The 18,272-nt window shown below is 42.8% G+C and carries 14 protein-coding genes; 7 read left to right on the forward strand and 7 right to left on the reverse strand.

The genetic code is table 11. The annotated features are described in order from the left end of the window. Positions 1-110 precede the first annotated feature (110 nt). From F6K37_RS13630 to F6K37_RS13640, 3 genes are all read right to left on the reverse strand, one after another. Positions 111-1,286: an RNA-guided endonuclease InsQ/TnpB family protein gene (locus tag F6K37_RS13630; protein WP_287250736.1), complete on the reverse strand. Its 1,176-nt coding sequence runs from the start codon at positions 1,284-1,286 to the stop codon at positions 111-113. Positions 1,287-1,609: 323 nt separating this feature from the next. Beyond that, positions 1,610-5,935 carry a filamentous hemagglutinin N-terminal domain-containing protein gene (locus F6K37_RS13635; RefSeq protein ID WP_287250739.1) on the reverse strand — a complete coding sequence of 1,442 codons (4,326 nt, stop codon included), beginning with the start codon at positions 5,933-5,935 and terminating at the stop codon, positions 1,610-1,612. Between the two features lie 345 nt (positions 5,936-6,280). Beyond that, positions 6,281-6,640, reverse strand: a complete 360-nt coding sequence (locus F6K37_RS13640) for a hypothetical protein (protein ID WP_287250740.1) — start codon at positions 6,638-6,640, stop codon at positions 6,281-6,283. A gap of 38 nt (positions 6,641-6,678) precedes the next feature. On the opposite strand from F6K37_RS13640, the gene F6K37_RS13645 reads away from it, so the two are divergent. The 4 genes from F6K37_RS13645 (at position 6,679) to F6K37_RS13660 (ending at position 10,736) form a co-directional block, all read left to right on the forward strand. Next, on the forward strand, positions 6,679-7,575 hold the full coding sequence (locus F6K37_RS13645; RefSeq protein WP_287250742.1) for a sulfotransferase family protein: 897 nt from the start codon (positions 6,679-6,681) through the stop codon (positions 7,573-7,575). Positions 7,576-7,645: 70 nt separating this feature from the next. Then, positions 7,646-7,855, forward strand: a complete 210-nt coding sequence (locus F6K37_RS13650; protein ID WP_287250744.1) for a hypothetical protein — start codon at positions 7,646-7,648, stop codon at positions 7,853-7,855. A 47-nt stretch (positions 7,856-7,902) separates the two neighbouring features. Further along, positions 7,903-9,420: a carotenoid oxygenase family protein gene (locus tag F6K37_RS13655; RefSeq protein ID WP_287250747.1), complete on the forward strand. Its 1,518-nt coding sequence runs from the start codon at positions 7,903-7,905 to the stop codon at positions 9,418-9,420. A 350-nt stretch (positions 9,421-9,770) separates the two neighbouring features. After that, the gene (locus F6K37_RS13660; protein ID WP_008189076.1) at positions 9,771-10,736 is read left to right on the forward strand and encodes a glycosyltransferase family 2 protein; all 966 of its coding nucleotides are present in this window, start codon (positions 9,771-9,773) and stop codon (positions 10,734-10,736) included. Between the two features lie 238 nt (positions 10,737-10,974). Here F6K37_RS13660 and F6K37_RS13665 read toward each other — a convergent pair whose 3' ends face one another. From F6K37_RS13665 to F6K37_RS13675, 3 genes are all read right to left on the reverse strand, one after another. Beyond that, positions 10,975-11,742: a PspA/IM30 family protein gene (locus F6K37_RS13665; protein WP_287250750.1), complete on the reverse strand. Its 768-nt coding sequence runs from the start codon at positions 11,740-11,742 to the stop codon at positions 10,975-10,977. 561 nt (positions 11,743-12,303) lie between these two features. Further along, on the reverse strand, positions 12,304-12,999 hold the full coding sequence (locus F6K37_RS13670; protein WP_008189083.1) for a PspA/IM30 family protein: 696 nt from the start codon (positions 12,997-12,999) through the stop codon (positions 12,304-12,306). 86 nt (positions 13,000-13,085) lie between these two features. Further along, on the reverse strand, positions 13,086-14,510 hold the full coding sequence (locus tag F6K37_RS13675) for an atrophin-1 family protein (protein ID WP_008189085.1): 1,425 nt from the start codon (positions 14,508-14,510) through the stop codon (positions 13,086-13,088). Between the two features lie 371 nt (positions 14,511-14,881). Here F6K37_RS13675 and F6K37_RS13680 point away from each other — a divergent pair, with 371 nt between their 5' ends. Both F6K37_RS13680 and F6K37_RS13685 read left to right on the forward strand, forming a co-directional pair. After that, positions 14,882-15,505: a DciA family protein gene (locus F6K37_RS13680; protein WP_287250753.1), complete on the forward strand. Its 624-nt coding sequence runs from the start codon at positions 14,882-14,884 to the stop codon at positions 15,503-15,505. A gap of 528 nt (positions 15,506-16,033) precedes the next feature. Further along, positions 16,034-16,351 carry a hypothetical protein gene (locus F6K37_RS13685; protein WP_044495055.1) on the forward strand — a complete coding sequence of 106 codons (318 nt, stop codon included), beginning with the start codon at positions 16,034-16,036 and terminating at the stop codon, positions 16,349-16,351. Between the two features lie 650 nt (positions 16,352-17,001). On the opposite strand, the gene menB is transcribed toward F6K37_RS13685, so the two are convergent. Then, positions 17,002-17,835: a 1,4-dihydroxy-2-naphthoyl-CoA synthase gene (menB, locus tag F6K37_RS13690; RefSeq protein WP_044495057.1), complete on the reverse strand. Its 834-nt coding sequence runs from the start codon at positions 17,833-17,835 to the stop codon at positions 17,002-17,004. Positions 17,836-17,898: 63 nt separating this feature from the next. Between menB and F6K37_RS13695 the strand changes: the two genes are divergently transcribed. Further along, positions 17,899-18,272: glycosyltransferase family 2 protein (locus F6K37_RS13695; protein ID WP_287250755.1), on the forward strand; the 374-nt coding region annotated here is incomplete at its 3' end.

An 18,272-nucleotide genomic window follows, 5' to 3' on the forward strand; every position in this document is an offset into this window, starting at 1 on the left:
TCTCTTCAAGGGTGGGACTTTCACCCACATCCTGAGGATAGTTAGGATTTTTGAGGTTAGACCTCACGAATCCCCCTAATCATACCCCTTTCTATTACGAAAGGCTCCTATTAGGAACGAGCCGCACTACTACAGACGGGATGCCCCACCGCCAATTTGAGGATGTTTCTAGCCGCATTCACATCTCTATCCGCTTTGTAGCCACAATGAGGGCAAGAATGTATGCGATCTTTTAGTTTTTTAGGAACTTTTTGACCACAATTAGAGCAGTTTTGACTGGTATTTCGGGGATTTACTACTTTTGCTATTAACCCAGCATTCTCGGCTTTGGTTGATAGTATGGACAGAAATTGTCCCCACCCAGCGTCTAAAACTGATTTAGCTAATCTAGTTTTGGCCAAACCTTTTATATTGAGTTTTTCGTGAGCTACTAAATCGTGAGTATCTAATAGCTTTTTTACAGTCTTAAAGTGAAAATCTTTTCTAGTGTCAGCTACCTTTTTGTGAGCTTTTCCTAGTTTCGATACAGCCTTTTTCCTATTGTTACTTCCTTTCTTGGAACGGCTAACTGCTTTTTGAATTTTCTTCAATCGCTTCTGGGCTTTACGATAATATTGAGGAATTGGTACCTCGGAACCATCAGATTTGATCAAGAAGGATTTGAGACCCATGTCAATCCCGACCGGATTTTTGACTTCTTCGATCGCCATCACATTAGGGACAGTGTCGTCTTGAATGGACAGTGTCACATAGTAACCATCCGCTTTTCGAGTTACTGTGGCCGTTTTGATTTTAAAACCGGTGGGGATTGGTCTATGGTAGATCATCTTGACCCAACCAAACTTAGGAAGATTTAATCTATTTCCATTTATAGGACTCTTGGAGAAGGCCGAAAATGTTAGGGATCTAAAACGCTCCTTACTTTTGAATCTAGGTCTTCCGCTTCGTTTGCCATTGGAATCCCCTTTTAAGAATCGCTTAAAAGCTAGATCGACGCGCTTAACACAATCCTGTAACACATTGGCGTGAATTGCCTTATACCAGGCTCTATCTTTCTTTAATTGAGGTAAAGTTCTCTTTTGTGAATAATAATCAGGATTGTCTCTTAGCTCTGGCAAATGACAAACAAGAGGACAGGAGTTTATAGAGCATCTATTTTGCTCGTGCCAGGCAAATCTGTCAGCCAAAAGATAGTTATATTGATGACGTAGCATCTCAAGCCATCTTTCCATCTCTGATGTTTGTGATTTGGTTAGCCTAAGTTTGAATTGATACGCTAGTCTCATTTGCCATCCTCTTGTTTTCGACCTATTATTAGAATAACATTTGTTGCAACAATTGTTAATACAAAAATTAAAGTTCAGAGATTCGTAGTCAGGCTAAAATTAAGTAATTGGATTGAAGTTAGCTGACCTAGCGCTATAGTTTAATAGGCGCTTAATCTAGCCAATTTTAATTAGCGCTATAGTTTGGGACTGTGTACACGCTTATCGAAAATTGCAGCAATTTCCAACAGTGAATCAACTGGGCTGGAAATCATTAAACTAGCCCTATACTTATCTCCCAGCACTATAATTGCTGAAAATTGCTGGAATTTCCAACATCTCGCTCAACCCTTGCTACCACAAGACCTAGGATTATACCAATTACTCTTAGGAGTACCATTATTCGGTTCAGCGGTCAAGATAATTGTACCATCCTCGCCCACTATCCAACCCTGAGCTTCCACTATTTTCTTCTTGGGACGAGCAGGAGTAGGAGTATTGACAGCACGACGTTTCCCTCTCATGGGTAAGTAACTGAGATCAGGAGTAGGAGTAGAGATAGCTTCTTCGATGTTCTCTTCTTCAGTATCAAGGGTAATCCAATCTACCAGTACAGACTGTTGAGTAATTGGGTCTAGGGGACTTGGAGGTAAGCCACCCCGTCCAGTAACAATGAATTCACCGAGTTCATCTACAGCTACTTTTCCACTCCTGGGACAGTTAGCAACAATTAATGCTGAAGGGTCAACTATTGATGTTGGTAAGATCTCAGGATCCTGGGTAGGATTAACTGCAGCATCGATCTCCAAAGACCCAGCCAAAGACTGACCTCCACTCAAACTAATAGCAGATATATCATTAAATCGAGTCCGACCTTGCTGTGACTTGAAGTTTCCAAACAAGCCTTGCAGGGTGATTGTGATGTTTCCACCTTGGCCTTCTTCAGCATTAGCAAAGATATCGTTACCCGTTTCACCGTCGGAGGGGAATAGGATCAGTAATCCACCGTCAATAATTATGTTCCCGCCTTTGACATCATCACCACCTGTAGCATCAGCCAAGATCAAGCTGTTGTTATCGAGTGTTGTCAATCCTGATACATTGATCTTGATAGTTGCTGCATCTTCGCTGTTGGTTTGTTGATTGGTTGATTTTCCAGTAGCAGCTACAAGTTGGCCGTTGTCTAGGGTGAGAGAATCAGCATCAATGGTCAGTTTGCCAGCTACTCCTCGCTCGCTCTCTTTCACGTTGCTCTTTGGAAAACCATCCTGATCCAATGGCACAGCGCTTACTGATATTCGTCCTCCATCTTCGACAGTTAGGTTTTTGGTTTCTATTGTCAAGTCTCCAGCATTGCTACCTCTGTTGGCTCCAACCGAAATCCTACTCTGGGGGATATCATTTTGAATCTCAAGGATATCACTGAACGCCTCAATTTTTTTATCTATTTTTTCTATTTCTGCTTCTTCTATTCTTCCTTGAAATTTTTGTATATCTTTATTGGTTTTTTCTATATCTTCGTTAATTTCTTCTATTTCTTTTTCTGATAGATTATCCTGTAGTTTATCCTGTAGTTTATCAAGTTTATTCAGCTTCTCGAATAGTTCACGAGTTGTTTTTTTTATTTTGTTATCTTCAAAAGCCACATCTCTATTTTGTCGGTTCAGTCTATTTCTGAGCTGATCAATAGTAGGTTGTGAGAAGTTTGGATCACTACCACTAACAATAACTTGCTCTGAAGCCTTAATCGTAATCTTGCCAGCATTGCCAGGTTGACCATTTCTCTGAGCACCATCTACATCTAAGAGTTGAGTCTCAATTGCTCCCTCTGCCGTTACTTCTAAGACTTCTTCTAAGTTACTACTGGTGGCAGTAGAAAGAATTTCTCCCCCTTCAGTGACCTCTACTTCCTTAGCATTGATTGTGATATCACCGCCTGTAAATTCACCGGTGCTGCGAGCGCTTATGACTGCGCCATTTGATACAGTTAATTTCCCATCGGTATTGACCTCAATCCCTCCTAGCTTAGGGGTATTGCCTCCAACATCCTGAGCTCCTAGTCTACTTTCGGTGACTATGCCACTGGGATCAACACCAGTCCCAGAAATTTCCACAAAATCCGTGGCATTGACTGTAATCTTACCTGTTGGAATGTTGCCCTGAGTGAAAGCTTCTAATCTCCCTCCATCTTGGAGGGATAGAGAGCGAGCTGTAATGGTAATGTTACCAAAGCTTTCTGGTTTTTCTTTAGCGAGCTCTGGGTTTCCCCCATTAAAATCTATGTCACTTCTGATGTTGCTATTGTTAATCTCAATCTTATCCTTAGCGGTTATGGTGATGTTACCAGGATTTCCCTTATTGTCTCTCCTAGCATCAGATCTGATAAAGCTTCTACCGCTTAAGGAAAGTGAAGCAGCTTCAATGGTTATCTCGCCAGCATTGCCTGTCTTGTCATTTTTGGCTGACACTTCAATTTTGGCTCGATCTTTCATGATGAAGTCTCCCTCAACTATGATTGTGAGCCTGCCTCCCTTGCCATCTCCTGATGTATTAGCAGTTATACCACTAGAAGAACTTCCTCTGCTTTCTCCAGAGCCAATCATGGTCAGTGACCCCACACGGATTTCTATCGGGTTACCGTCAGGGATAGGTGAGTCTTCAGTCTTAGCCTTAATTTCACCTTTCTGTCCTCTTTCCGATTTAGGATCGTTGGGATCTTTGCGAGCATCAATGGAGAGGGAAGCAGCTTCGATTAAAATACCACCGCTCCTTGGTTCCGATGAGGCTTGTCTAATTTCACGATCTCTTACTTCAGCAGTACTCTCAATTTTACTGTTGTATAGAACCTTAACTGCTCCCCCAGCCAAGATAGTAATTTTACCTCCGGATCCATCCCCTTTATTTTCGATCTGAAGTCTGCTTTCATCATAGAGGGTAACATCGCCATCGACATTTAAGGTCACATCTCCTGGACGACCCTGTCTTTTGCTGTTACGTTGTTCAGTTTGAATGGTACCTTTATTTCTCAGTTCTACATTGCCACTCACATCAATGGTAATGCTGCCGCTATCACTATCTCCCCCTGTTCTTGCGGAAATCCCGGGCTCTTCTTTTTCAGAGTCCACCGTTAGCGAGCTAGCGGTAATTTTAATACTTCCTCCTGGTTGACCATCTGGGTCATCTTTTTTGTTATCTTTCTTGTAATCAGTTAAGGTAAAAATTCCATGCTGACTTCCTTTATTAGAATTAATAATGGAAACTGAGCCATCAGCGGTGATGATAATATCACCCCCTTTTTGACTTGCCTTAGTTATGGTGAATATTCCCTGCTCTCTTCGAGCGGTCTCTACTGTCAACGAGCCAGCGTCGATAGTTATTTTTCCTCCTTCTCCACCTTTTTTTTCGGTGATCGTAAAGATGCCGTGGCGCTCTTTTTCAACAGTAGACTTAATCGATACTGAGTCATCAGCGGTGATACTAATATCACCACTTTTCTGACCATCTGCCTTATTTATTGTAAAGATTCCCTGTTCTTTTTTTACCTGTTTTTTATTTTCGTTCTCTACTGTCACTGTCAAGGAGCCAGCATCGATAGTTATGTTTCCGCCTTCTCCACCTTTTTTATCGGTAATCGTAAAAATTCCCTGGCGCTCTTTCTTAGCACTAGACTTAATTAATACTGAGTCATCAGCGCTTATACTAATATCACCGCTTTTCTTACCATTCCTCTCAGTTTTGGTAAAAATACCCCGGTCTTTCTTATTTTCCGAGTTTTCTACTTCCAAAGAATCAGCAATAATCCTAATGTCACCACCATCAACATTGCTATCTTTGGCTACGAAAGTTTCTATAGCGCTATCCTTAATTACAACATTCCCTTTCTTGACGCCATCCGGAAAATCCAAACCCAGCTTGTCACCCTCTTGAGTCAAAGCTACTTGTCCTGGTGCGCCCAATCCCGCTAACAGAATATTCCCACCTTGATTGGTAGATATCTTACTATCTTCCTTACTATTCTCTTTCTTGCTAACCTCAATATCACCACCGAGCAACAACAGGTTATCAACCGCTAGCTTTTCCAACTTAGCTTGACTGGTAATCTTACCCGGAATTTGATTAAAGAAGAATACATTAGGATTAACGGTCAACAATGGTGAGGGAGGCTCTGGATTAGAGGCACTAAACACTCCTCGATTGCCAAACCCAATCCCATCAGCAGTGGTGCCTACAAACGAACCCGATACATCCAGCTTGGCCTTATCCCCAAACAAAATCCCCTTGGGATTAATCAAGAACAAATTCGCGCCACCATTGACACCCAAGGTGCCAAAAATATTAGAGGGATTAGCACCAGTTACCCGAGACAGAATATTTTCAATCCCAGCTGGATTAGCAAAATAAACCCTTTGCCCATCTGAGACATTAAATTCTAGGAAACTGTGGAACAAATTGATATCCCGGATTGCTCCTCCTTTAATGAGATCAACAATTTTCCCATTTACCTCACCAGAGCCTAGGTCTAGCAAAGACCTTTCCCCCTGGGGCAAAGTCGCATCAGGAGTAATCTGAGCATTAGCTTGGTTTGCTGAAAATGCGTACGCTCCACTAATTGCTAAGCATAGGGCTAAACCTAACTGAGTGTTATAGCGTTTCAATACATCTAATGCCATGGGATTCGTTCTCCTGAGCCTGGGGAGGGGTAGTTAACTTAAGCTATCAGCTTATGCGCTACGCGCACGCTACGCGAACAGTTATCAGTTAATGCGCTACGCGCACGCTACGCGAACAGCTATCAGCTGGCGAATCGGCGCACCCTACGGAAAGTTTATTTTAATCCTTAGGCTGACAACTGATATTTGATTAATAGTGGCTTGATGCCGTTATTGTTACTACAAAGACTAATTTATTACTGCTAGCTATAATACTAGAAATTATTATACTATACTTCCTAGTTATTGATGTAAAGTTTTGTGAAATAATGTTAGCGAGGGTTACACAGATGGGTAAGGGTTCTACTAGATAATAGAGATAACCAAGGGAGATAGGGAGCCGAAATCAATTGTAATAATTTTTGTTCCCTCCCGATTCCCGATTCCCTTTGCTATAGACAGTCTGCTACGGCAGTTTGCATCACTATCAAGTACACTGGATTTTATCCTTCTTCCCTCTTCCCTGCTCCCGTCTTGATGCAGTCGCTCATGGGGGAAACCACACCAGTTGCTCATGGGGGTTCCCCCCAAAACCGCACTGGCTCCCCAAGACCGTAATGGTGCTTTTTCCGTAGGCGAATTAAATTCGCCACGGGTCGCACCTCTGCATCGCTGCTCCCTGCTCCCTGCTCCCTGCTCCCTAAAACCCAGAGATTTGTACCTCATGGGGATAAGATTTGCTATAACTAGATAGACTCATGATAATGCCCAACTTTTTAATCCTAGGTGCAGCTAAGGCTGGAACCACCTCAATTTATCGATATCTAAAGCAACATCCGCAAATCTACATGAGTCCTGCCAAGGAACCTAGGTTTTTTGCTTTTGAAGAAGAAAATTTAGATTTTAGTGGGTTAGGAGATGAAAAAGAAGCTAATTTCATTGTAACTAATATTGACGACTATCGTGCCCTATATAAGAAGGTAACTAATCAAGTAGCTATTGGTGAAGCATCTACAAGTTATCTCTACATTGCGAAATCTGTTGAACGGATAAAGTACTATATTCCTAAGGCTAAATTGATTGCCATTCTTCGAGATCCAGCAGAAAGAGCCTATTCCAACTATTTACATTTAATCAAGCAAGAGCGCGAACCATTGGATTTTGCTGAGGCTCTTGCCCAAGAAGAGGAGCGCATCAAAAATAACTGGTGGTCTTTCTGGCACTATAAACACCAGGGACTTTACTATGTCCAATTAAAGCGTTATTATGAAGAGTTTGAAAAAAGCCAGATTAAGGTTTATCTATACGAAGATTTGAAGAATAATTCTCTAGGTATGCTGAAAGATATGTTTGGTTTCTTGGAGATAGACGATACTTTTACCCCAGATATATCTGAAAAAGTTAGGCAAGCTCCTCGCCTTCCCAAGAACAAAGCGTTGGAATCATTTTTGAGCCAACCGCACCCTGTTAAATCAATTCTGAGTCCATTGGTTCCTACTAGCCTAAGCGATAAACTAGTTAACAAGATTAGATATTTAAATCGTGGTAAACCTAAGTTATCACCAGCAGTGCGGAAGCAATTGATTGAATTCTATCGCGAGGATATCCTCCAGCTTCAAGATTTGATTGGTCGGGATCTTTCTCAATGGCTAAAGTGTTGAAAATTAAGTTAATAAGTAAGTTTACAATTATAAGTTAACAATTAAGTTAAGTAATTTAAGTTGTAAGCATATGCGCTACGCGCACGCTGCGCGAACAGCAGTAAGCCGTGAGCTAAAAGCTCACGGCTTACTTTTGTTCCCGATTCCCGATTCCCGATTCCCGATTCCCGATTCCCGATTCCCGATTCCCGATTCCCGATTCCCGATTCCCGATTCCCGATTCCCGATTCCCGATTCCCTTTGGTATACAAAGTCTGATAAAGTAATAAAATGTAAATAAAATTAAAAACTATTCATAAAATAATCTGGCTAAGGACTTGATAAAAAATGAAAAATGTGTTAAACAAAGAAGCGAATGGGGTGATCTTACCTGGTGTGTCCTATAGCCAAGAAGATTGGGCAAGAGGTTATGAGTCCCAACGCCATGAAGAGGATTATTGGATTGATCAAGTAGAAGGGGAAATTCCTAAGGAGTTGCAGGGGACTTGGTTACGCAATGGTCCTGGTTTGCTGGATATTAATGGTTACCGGGTGCATCATCCATTTGATGGGGATGGGATGATTTGTGCGATCGCATTTGATCACGGTCGAGCTCATTTTCGCAATCGGTTTGTACGCACAGAGGGCTTCTTAGCGGAACAGAAAGCTGGGAAACCGGTATATAGAGGAGTGTTTGGCACTCAGAAGCCTGGGGGTTGGTTAGCGAATCTATTTGATATCCAACTTAAAAATATTGCGAATACCAATGTGATCTACTGGGGTGGAAAACTCTTAGCCTTATGGGAAGCCGCTAAACCTTACGGTCTAGACCCCCATACTCTTGAAACCTTGGGTGAAGATAACTTGGATGGAATATTAGCAGGGGGTGAATCCTTTGCTGCTCATCCTTGGATTGACCCTAGTAGTAAGCTTGATGGTGGTCAACCTTGTCTGGTAAATTTCGCGATTCAGCCAGGTCTGTCTAGCAAAATTACTATTTACGAATTGGATCCAACCGGTAAACTATTACGACGTCAGAGTTATAGTGTTCCTGGTTTTGCCTTTATCCACGATTTTGCGATTACCCCAAATTACTGTATTTTCTTCCAAAATCCTGTTAGCTATAATCCCTTTCCGTTCCTGTTGGGATACCGAGGAGCTGGTGAGTGTTTGGCATATCAGCCTGAACAACCGACGCGGATTATAGTGATTCCTCGTAAACAGAATACAGAGGAAGTCAAAATCCTAGAAATCCAATCGGGCTTTATCTTCCATCACGCTAATGCTTTTGAGGAAGATGGCAATATTTATGTCGATTCTATTTGCTACAAGTCATTATCAGCAGTAGACGTAGGTAGTGATTTCCGGAAGGTTGATTTTAATGGGAACGCACCAGGGCAACTCTGGCGCTTTACGTTGAACTTAACTGACAAAACCGTAGGGAGTAAGTTATTAGAAGAGCGCTGTTGCGAGTTTCCTAGCATTCACCCTAATCATGTCGGAAATCCCTATCGCTACTTATTTATCGGAGCTGCTGATCATCCCACCCGTAATGCTCCATTACAAGGGATTCTAAAAATAGATATGGAAACAAAGACACAACAATTCTGGAGTGCTGCCCCTAAGGGTTTTGTAAATGAACCAATGTTTGTGCCACGACCCAATGCTGAACGAGAAGATGATGGTTGGGTATTGACCTTAGTATATGATGCTAGTCATCACCGATCGGATCTAGTCATATTAGATGGTCGTGATTTAACTAGCGGACCAGTCGCACGACTGCACTTGAAGCATCATATCCCTTACGGTTTACACGGTAGCTGGAGTTCTGAGTTGCTGGGACTGGGGTTGAAGGTTACAGGTTGAAGGTTGAAGGTTGAAGGTTACAGGTTGAAGGTTAGTGGGTTGAAGGTTACAGGTTGAAGGTTGAAGGTTGAAGGTTAGTGGGTTGAAGGTTACAGGTTGAAGGTTGAAGGTTGAAGGTTAGTGGGTTGAAGGTTACAGGTTGAAGGTTAGTGGGTTGAAGGTTGAAGGTTGAAGGTTAGTGGGTTGAAGGTTACAGGTTGAGAGTTTAAACTTTAACTAGAAACTTTTAAACAACATGGGGATATAATGACGCTAAACTTATTAGTTATAAAGCTTTCAGGGAAATTATCAGGTTGGAGCTTTGATGGTTAAAGCTAAGCTAATAACAGAATTTTCCTGGAGGGTGCCAGATGAAATTCAGCGTTGTCATCACGACTTATAATCGTCTAGATCTACTCAAGCGTGCAATTGAAAGCGCGCTTGCTCAGACGTTTCCCTGTGAAATTGTTATCGTTGACAACGGTTCGTCTGATGGGACTGAAGGTTATGTCCAAGAGCGCAGTGAAGCGTTGGCACGTGCTGGTGAGCATAGCTTGGTTTATCACCGAAATTCCGATAATATGGGCCACTCGAAAGCGGTAAATCAAGGGGTAGAGTTGGCAACTGGTGATTGGATCAAGCTGTTGGATGATGATGACTACTTAGCCAAGAACTGCATTGAAGAAATGGCTAATGCGATCGCATTACATCCGAAAGCAGTGATTTGCTCTTGCCAATCGGCTCAAGTAAATACCTTAGGAGTAGAACTAAGTATAACACGGCGAGTAGGTTCACCGCCAAGGTTATATATTGCCCAAGAAGACATTCATTATGGAATGCTTCTGGAAATGGTACCGTTTGGCACCCCAGCGCAAGTCGCTTTCTCCCGTGATGGGTTTCTCAGTTCCGGTGGTTGGGATTCTAGCTTAGATACCAACTTTGATGATATTGATTCCTGGATTAGAATCGCCCAGTTTGGGGATGCTATATTTATCAATAAGTGCCTAGCTTACCGGACGGTTTGGTCTGGTGCTTATAATCAAAAATTTTCGTTCCAGAAACGTCTGAAGACTCATATTTCGATTAAGCAAAAAATCTATGAACTAGTCAGTGAAAAATATCAAGGTAAACTCCCATTACTGTGGGAGCTGGGCGCTTATCTGAGATTACATTGGGGCTTAGTAGCTCTTAAACGAGGTAAGTTGATCAGTGCCGCTAAGTTATTGTTTCCTGAGTGTTTTTCACCGATTGCTTTCTCACCGATTGCTTGGAAGTTGCTGTTACTGAGAAAGACTCTAGGATACTCTCCAGAATTATACCACCAGTTACCGCTTTAATTGGCAACTTGAATCATGAGTTAATGGAAAATTGGCTAGTAACCATTAACCATTAACCATTTTCCTTAACACAAAGTGATTAATTAGTCAACTAAAACTTAAAAATCGAAAATTGGCTAGTAACCAATTAGCTAGTAAGCAATTAGCTAATAACCAATTAACAATTACCAATTAACCCTTAACCATTAACAATTAACAATTTCAGTGAAACCAAAGTGATTAACCGGATTTGATCTGACTACAGATTATCAATTTGTTTGCGGAGGTCTTCCAACTCTTTGTCAACGGGTGAATCTGAGGAAGTCGATTTTTTCTCCTCTGGGGCTGGTAAAGCTCCTTGAGATACAGAACCACCAGCCAACTGAGCTTTCATCGTGGCCAACTCATCTTCAACATCATTGCCTTCCAAGAGTTTAAATTGACTTTCCAAGTCACTACCACCCAGCTCATGGGCAGCTTGAGAACGAGCCTCCATATCCAAGACTTTCTGTTCCATACGCTCAAACGCTGCTACGGAGCCACTAGTATTGAGAGACCCCATGGTTTGTTGTAACTTTTCATTGGCCTTAGCCGCCTGAGCTCGTGCTTTGAGCATATTCTTTTTGGTCTTGGCTTCGGAAATTTTGCCTTCGAGAGCAACCAGATTACGCTTAAGATTATTGACCTGCTCAGTTTGCTGATCCCACTGAGTTTTCAGGGTACCAGCAGTATCAGAATTGCTCTTCTTACGCACCAGAGCCTCACGAGCCAGGTTTTCATCCCCTTTGGTCAGAGCCAGCTGAGCTCTTTTCTGCCAGTTGTTAGCTTCTGTTTGGTTTTTGTTGTATTGCTGCTCTGTGCGTTTTTGTTCAGCAATTGACCTGGCAACTGCTTGACGCAATTGAACCAGATCCTCTTGCATATCAACAATAGCTTGATCAAGAATCTTTTCTGGATCCTCAGCCTTGCTGACTATATCGTTCAGATTAGCTCTAACCACTCTGCTAAGGCGATCAAATAATCCCATAACGCTGTTTATCCTCTAGGAATGTACAAAGTAGGTATAAAACTGGCTTGCTGGTGCGTAAGCCTAGTTAAGTTGTCTTGAGTTAAGTTGTCTTGAGGGACAAGCAATTGTTGCTGTCCCATCTCAAGTCTGATTGGGTAACTGAAAAATTTGCGGGCTTGACCCATACCCTAGCCATTAAGACAGGGAGCCTTTCATCCAGTTTAAAAACTTCTTGGGAAAAAGTGCTAGACAACAAGCTAAGGGTTGAACTTTCTGGCGGCTGAACCATGGGGGATTGATCGGGATTGCTGTTCGAGGGGTTAAAAACTGGTTTCCACAGGCGCTTATGATATAATAGTGCCATCTTCAGCAGAAAACGTCCTTGTCTTATTCTACCTATTCCCTTTCCGAGTATTGAGAAAGAAGGTCGAGAAGGTGCGGTTTGCGTATATAGTAACCCCTTGGGTCAAGGCTCTAAGGTGTTTTGATACAACTTTCTCAAGGTGCAATTGAGGTGACCATGGGGAAACTACTTACTTTTTCCGGCTATTTATCCAATTTTTCCGGATTTTTCGGTTATTATGTCTGAGTTGAGGGTAATTGAGGAGTTTCGGTTCCTTTAATCAGATTAGCCTTCATGGCGGCTAACTCAGCTTCCACATCATAGTTACCTTCGAGAGCAGCAAATTTTTTATCCAGTTGATTGCCGCCTAATTCAGCCATTGCCTCAGACCGGGCTTCAAGCTGCATTACCTTTTCTTCCATCTGTTCAAAAGCGCTCAAGGCACTACTGTTACCCACATTACCCAGCATCTCATTAATTTTCATGGATGCCTTAGCTGATTGAGCCCGAGCAATATACAAGTTCTTTTTAGTTTTGGCCTCTGAGATTTTCGGCTCTAGGGTACGGAGATCTTCCTTAAGCTTGGAAACAAGCTCAGCTTGCTGGGAAAGCTGAGCTTTCATGGTTGTGACAGTCTGTTGATGAGATTTCCGCCGTGTCAGGGCATCCCGTGCCAACTGGTCGTCTCCTGCTGACAAGGCTAACTGAGCGCGACGGTACCATTGCTCAGCAGCGGCTTGAGCCTGGGAGGCTTGTCGTTCCGTGCGTTTTTGGGTAGCGATCGCTTGAGCTACAGCCTGCCGCATTTGAATCAAATCCTGCTGCATATCATCGACAGCCTGTTCCAGGATTTTCTCAGGATCTTCAGCTTGGCTAATCAGACTATTAAGGCTAGCGCGAATTATTCTAAACATACGATCTAATAATCCCATGGCAGCTTTCCATACATGATCAGGGCTTAAGGAATGAAAACTGATGTCATTAAGATTGAACTTGACACTTGACAGTTTCAACTTAACTAAGGATGATAAATCGAAGCAGAAATTCCCTGTTGCTGGAGTTTTCCGACCAAACCTTGTGCTTCATGTTCAAATTTGAAAGCTCCCATCTGAATCCGGGTACCTTGAGATAATTTGCGCACATAGGCATCAGCAACAATTGTCCTAGCTTGCTGTAGGGAACGTTTACCATCGTAGTTGATCAGCACATAGTAGAAAGGATCGCGAGCAGGTAAAGACTCCTCTACCACTGTTCTTAGAGATGCGGCTTGATTCTGGAGTGTTTCAGAGATAGCTGGCTTAAGTAATCCTGACTGTACCCGTCTTTCTGGGGGTACTAAAGAGCCTGAGGTGGTTGGTAATGATGACAAGGGAACCTTTTGCAGTGGTTGAACAGAAGGCAAAAGTACTGAAGATAAGGAAGACCCTTTAGGAGGCATCGGTCTAGTTACCACCTTAGGAGCTGATTCAACCACCTTAGGTAAAGGAACATCTTTTGTATAAAAAGGTTTTTGCTGCGGTCCTGGAGTAGCTTCCACTTGAGAAAGGGTATGTAAGTTCAAGTCTACAAATTCCTCAGAAGCCAAATTAGGTCCACCCTGTAGGGGAGAATGGGGAATCGACTCAGTCTGTTGTGGTTTATGTGGTTTAATTTGCTGAGGGGTTTTGGAGATCTTGGGGATGATGAAGCTGATCAGCCGTGACAGATCCAGATTACTTAACACCGATGGATTGGAGAAGATATAGGGTAGGGTAGCGCTTAACAACAGCAAAAGTACCATGAAACCGACATTTAACGGAGTCAGCAGTTGGTAAGACACCTGCTTTTGGTTGTCAAATTCTTCTTCATCTTCTGCCAGACTCTGTAGTAGTTTTTCTGATGATTCGAGATAATCTTCTGGCTGGGTTTGGTTAGCCCCTAACTTGATCAAACTACCTGAGTCTTCAGGCAATTTTTCAGGAGGGTTAAGTTGCTCCGTAGCCTCTTTCTGAATTCCTAGGCTAGCACTGTCACCATTATTATACTGGGATACAACTGGTGGCTGAGTAGGTTTCGGGGACTGTGATGAGAGGGAATCTAGGGATTCAGTCTCCTCAACCAATGGCTGTTGTGGTTGTTTCTGAGAAGTTGTCGCCTTGGTGGTTAGGTTTGGCAGTGCAATGGTTGATGGCTGGTTTAGTCGAGAGATGGTCTGGTTTGTCGGTGATGGTGAGGGTTTCTGTTTTACCTCACCGACAGAAATTAACTCTAGGGGTTTACGGACCCGGTTACGACCAAGACCACGGTTAGTCATTACTGGGCGTCCTACTCTTCGACGTCGGTAGCGCGCTAATTCTTCCTCTAGTTGTACATCAAGGCTACTCAGAGCAGCTTGTAAAACTGAGTTGAGTTTGTAGTTACCGGTCGAGCTAGGGGAAGAATTAACTGAGGAGTTTTGGCTCATGGCGGACTCTATCGGTCGTTTGTGCTACAGAACAAGCAACAGGACTTAACGCTAGCCATTCTATCTTTAGGGTCACCCTACTAACTATAAGCTAGTTTTTGGCCAGTGTGACACAAGCTTCTAGCGTGGCAAAGGCTTCAACGCTGGGACGTAAGTCCTGAAGCAATCAAAACTATTGTCAAATTAACTAATTATAGCAATTCTCATAGCTATGAGGTACACAATTTCGGAATTTTAGGGAACAGCGGATCTGGGAACAGGGAACAGGTAAGAAACAATAAATAATAGGGATGCGCTGCATCAATACAGGAAATCAAATTCAAAGAAGACTGTACCTCATTACTGCGATAAACGCTATCTAGTAAGGCGATATGCTTAAATCACTCAATCAGATCTTAGATAGGATTACAAATCAGCCCGAGTGGCAAGGTATACAACGCTTGTCATCCCTAATTAAGTGTTGGTCTGAAATAGTAGGAGTGAACATAGCTAATCATACCAGACCCTATGCTATCTCTAGGGATATCTTATATGTGGCTACGTCTAGCTCTGTTTGGGCACAAGAACTAAAATTTCAGCGCCGGATGTTGTTGAAACGGCTTAATGCTCGTTGGTCTGAGCCCCTAGTTGACATCCACTTTTCTCCGGCTCAGTGGCATAAAACACAAGTTTTGGGCAATGGCTATTCACAATCTGAGTTGACCCCAAACCATAGACATCCTAGCACCATCTTGCCAATGTCTTCATCACTGGTTTGTGAGCAGTTAGACCACACAGAAAACACAGAAAGTAGTCAAGCCACTGACAAAATTACTGACACAACGAGTGACAAAACTCACATACCCCAAGCAGCGTTTAAACGTTGGGCAAAGATGATCCAGATGCGATCGCAAAATTTACCACTTTGTCCTCAGTGTCAGTGTCCGACTCCACCAGGAGAACTCCACCGTTGGGATGTCTGTGGTCTTTGTGCTACTAAGCAATGGCAAATTTAGAGCAAGGTTTTAGAAGGGAGTCGGGAGTCGGGAGTCGGGAGGTCGGGAGGTCGGGAGGTCGGGAGGTCGGGNNGTCGGGAGGTCGGGAGGTCGGGAGGTCGGGAGGTCGGGGGCATTCCTGTTCCCTATTGGCTCTTGGCTCTTGGCTCTTGCCTATTCCCAATTCCCTGTTCCGGGATCCGCTGTTCCCTTGATTTTTAGAACACTGAACTGATACTTTTTCATAAGTTAATCGGGCTAAATTCAGTATCTAAATACACTTTTGGTGTGTTTTTTTGGTTGATCCCTATGGGTTTTTGGTATAAAGCAAGCCAATTCTTTCAGAAGCCATCTCTTTTTGTTACTTTTTGTAAAATAAAATGTATCTATTTGTAACAAACTTCTTAAGAAAATATTAAAGCTTCAGTGGCTAACGATATGGCTATAACCTAGGCTGGTCAACAGCTTGCTATCTATAAGAAGCTGAGGTAAGAGGTAGCAGAATGAAATGTGAAGAGGAGATAAAATTTTCCTGAACAAAGACTTATCATGAAAACATTGAATTTACCTATATCTAGTTGCAGATTTTGCCAGTATTATCAGTCAGAAGGACGACGAGGGGGTATGTGTCAACAACTGGGGGTGCCTGTCAGAGCTAGCTGGAAAGCTTGTGCTTTTGCTGTGCCTACATTTTCTTCTTCTTCTTCTTCTTGGGAGACACTAGAACAGATGTGGCAAGATGAACAACTGATGCTCACAGAGGAGCTATCGGTAACGTGCTCTGAAACATCCTCTGGGACAGACACGACCGTTCAAGGTGAGACCATCACCTCTAAAAGTTCGTCAACAGATATCATGCTGGTGTAAATTGTTGAAGTAAATTGTTCGTATTATCAGCAATATCAGCAGTAACTTACTAGTGACTTTACCCTTAATACAATCAATAATTCAAATAAAAAAATTTCACAAAAACCAGTTTAAACCAAATCTTCTAGTTCTAGTAGTTACCTGCTTACAGGTGTCAGCTGAAAAAGCCAAATAATTTCATAAAAATCGGCACCTGATATCTGCTATTAAAATAGCTTTACTCGCACTTTGATTCAAAATAAGGTGCGTTTTTTATTGATAATCAGATCTTGCACTAAGTTTAAAATTAACCATGTAAAGGTAGGGAACAGGGAAGGGGGAACAGGGAACAGTGATAAAATTTGACTCTCTCTTGATGCAGCCCCTCCCCACTCGCGCTGGGTGCATCTCATATTTGTAAAAAAGATCTCAAGTGTGGGGCCCGGGCGCGGGGAGTGTGAAGAGTGTGGGAATTTTCGCCCGAATTTTTGCCTAATTTCAAAAGCGATGCAGCGCGGTCTTGGGGGTTCCCCCCACTCGCTATTGCATCAAGACACTGAGATGCACCCCTAGCGCTTTGCATCAAGACAGCGGTAATTGTTCCCTACTCCCTACTCCCTACTCCCTACTCCACAGAAATTTGTACCTCAGAAATTGATAAATGCTATAATCTAAGGTAACCAAGGGTATTGACGAAAATCTGGTGGACGCTTTTCTAAGAAAGCTTGTTTACCTTCAGCTCCTTCTTCTGTCATGTAATAGAGTAACGTAGCATTACCAGCTAGCTCTTGTAGACCAGCTTGACCGTCGCAATCCGCGTTAAAGGCAGCTTTCAAGCAACGAATGGCAATAGGACTTTTTGCCAAAATTTCCTTTGCCCACTGTAGCCCTTCTGCTTCCAACTTCTCCACTGGAACGACACAGTTAACTAAACCCATTTCTAGGGCTTGAGATGCGGTGTATTGACGACAGAGAAACCAAATTTCTCGGGCCTTTTTTTGACCAACAATTCGGGCAAGATAGCTAGCGCCAAACCCACCATCAAAACTACCGACTTTCGGGCCAGTTTGACCAAAGATAGCATTATCAGCAGCAATAGTTAGGTCACAAATCACATGTAGGACATGACCACCACCAATAGCATATCCAGCAACTAGGGCAATCACTACTTTGGGCATGGAACGAATCAGGCGTTGTAAATCTAATACGTTTAAGCGAGGAACGCCATCTTCTCCAATATATCCAGCCTGACCTCGTACACTTTGGTCACCACCAGCACAAAAGGCGTATTTGCCATCGGTGTGGGGACCAGCACCAGTTAATAAAACAACACCAATACTGTGATCTTCGCGGGCATCACAGAAAGCATCATAAAGTTCAAAGACGGTTTTGGGACGAAAGGCGTTGCGTTTGTGGGGACGATTGATGGTAATTTTGGCAATACCGTCGGTTTTATGGTATAGAATGTCTTCGTAAGTTTTGGCAGTTTGCCAGTCAATTTGCATAACGTTTTCCACGCGATCGCTGTTTAAGTTCACAATAATATCAAATTCAAAAGGTTCCCAAGTTTGCTAAGCATTGTCATTCCCACTTACAATCGCTTACCGATTCTCAAAAAGTGCCTAATCGCATTAGAACATCAGCAACTCAGGCAAGATAAAGATCGCCAGGTCTTGGATTATGAAGTTGTCTTAGTAGATGATGGCTCAACGGATGGCACTTTAGATTGGTTGACAGCACACGGGGATCAGTTTCCCCATGTACGCTCATTTGCTCAAAACCATGCTGGACCGGCTGCAGCCAGGAATCTAGGGGTGAAGCAGGCGCTTGGTGAAATAATTATCTTTATTGATAGTGATTTAGTAGTTACTGAGCATTTCCTCCAGTCTCATGCTGATGCTTTGGTACAGGCACAGCAGCGTCTGGGATGCGATCGCTTATT

Source organism: Moorena sp. SIO4E2 (genome assembly GCF_010671945.1).
Lineage (GTDB): Bacteria > Cyanobacteriota > Cyanobacteriia > Cyanobacteriales > Coleofasciculaceae > Moorena > Moorena producens.

Excerpts from the sequence above, each read along its gene's own strand:
- F6K37_RS13655 (WP_287250747.1), top strand. The coding sequence starts at position 7,903 with ATGAAAAATGTGTTAAACAAAGAAGCGAATGGGGTGATCTTACCTGGT.
- F6K37_RS13645 (WP_287250742.1), top strand. The coding sequence starts at position 6,679 with ATGCCCAACTTTTTAATCCTAGGTGCAGCTAAGGCTGGAACCACCTCA.
- F6K37_RS13660 (WP_008189076.1), top strand. The coding sequence starts at position 9,771 with ATGAAATTCAGCGTTGTCATCACGACTTATAATCGTCTAGATCTACTC.
- menB (WP_044495057.1), bottom strand. The coding sequence starts at position 17,835 with ATGCAAATTGACTGGCAAACTGCCAAAACTTACGAAGACATTCTATAC.
- F6K37_RS13670 (WP_008189083.1), bottom strand. The coding sequence starts at position 12,999 with ATGGGATTATTAGATCGTATGTTTAGAATAATTCGCGCTAGCCTTAAT.
- F6K37_RS13630 (WP_287250736.1), bottom strand. The coding sequence starts at position 1,286 with ATGAGACTAGCGTATCAATTCAAACTTAGGCTAACCAAATCACAAACA.
- F6K37_RS13665 (WP_287250750.1), bottom strand. The coding sequence starts at position 11,742 with ATGGGATTATTTGATCGCCTTAGCAGAGTGGTTAGAGCTAATCTGAAC.
- F6K37_RS13685 (WP_044495055.1), top strand. The coding sequence starts at position 16,034 with ATGAAAACATTGAATTTACCTATATCTAGTTGCAGATTTTGCCAGTAT.
- F6K37_RS13640 (WP_287250740.1), bottom strand. The coding sequence starts at position 6,640 with ATGAGGTACAAATCTCTGGGTTTTAGGGAGCAGGGAGCAGGGAGCAGG.
- F6K37_RS13635 (WP_287250739.1), bottom strand. The coding sequence starts at position 5,935 with ATGGCATTAGATGTATTGAAACGCTATAACACTCAGTTAGGTTTAGCC.
- F6K37_RS13680 (WP_287250753.1), top strand. The coding sequence starts at position 14,882 with ATGCTTAAATCACTCAATCAGATCTTAGATAGGATTACAAATCAGCCC.
- F6K37_RS13675 (WP_008189085.1), bottom strand. The coding sequence starts at position 14,510 with ATGAGCCAAAACTCCTCAGTTAATTCTTCCCCTAGCTCGACCGGTAAC.
- F6K37_RS13650 (WP_287250744.1), top strand. The coding sequence starts at position 7,646 with ATGCGCTACGCGCACGCTGCGCGAACAGCAGTAAGCCGTGAGCTAAAA.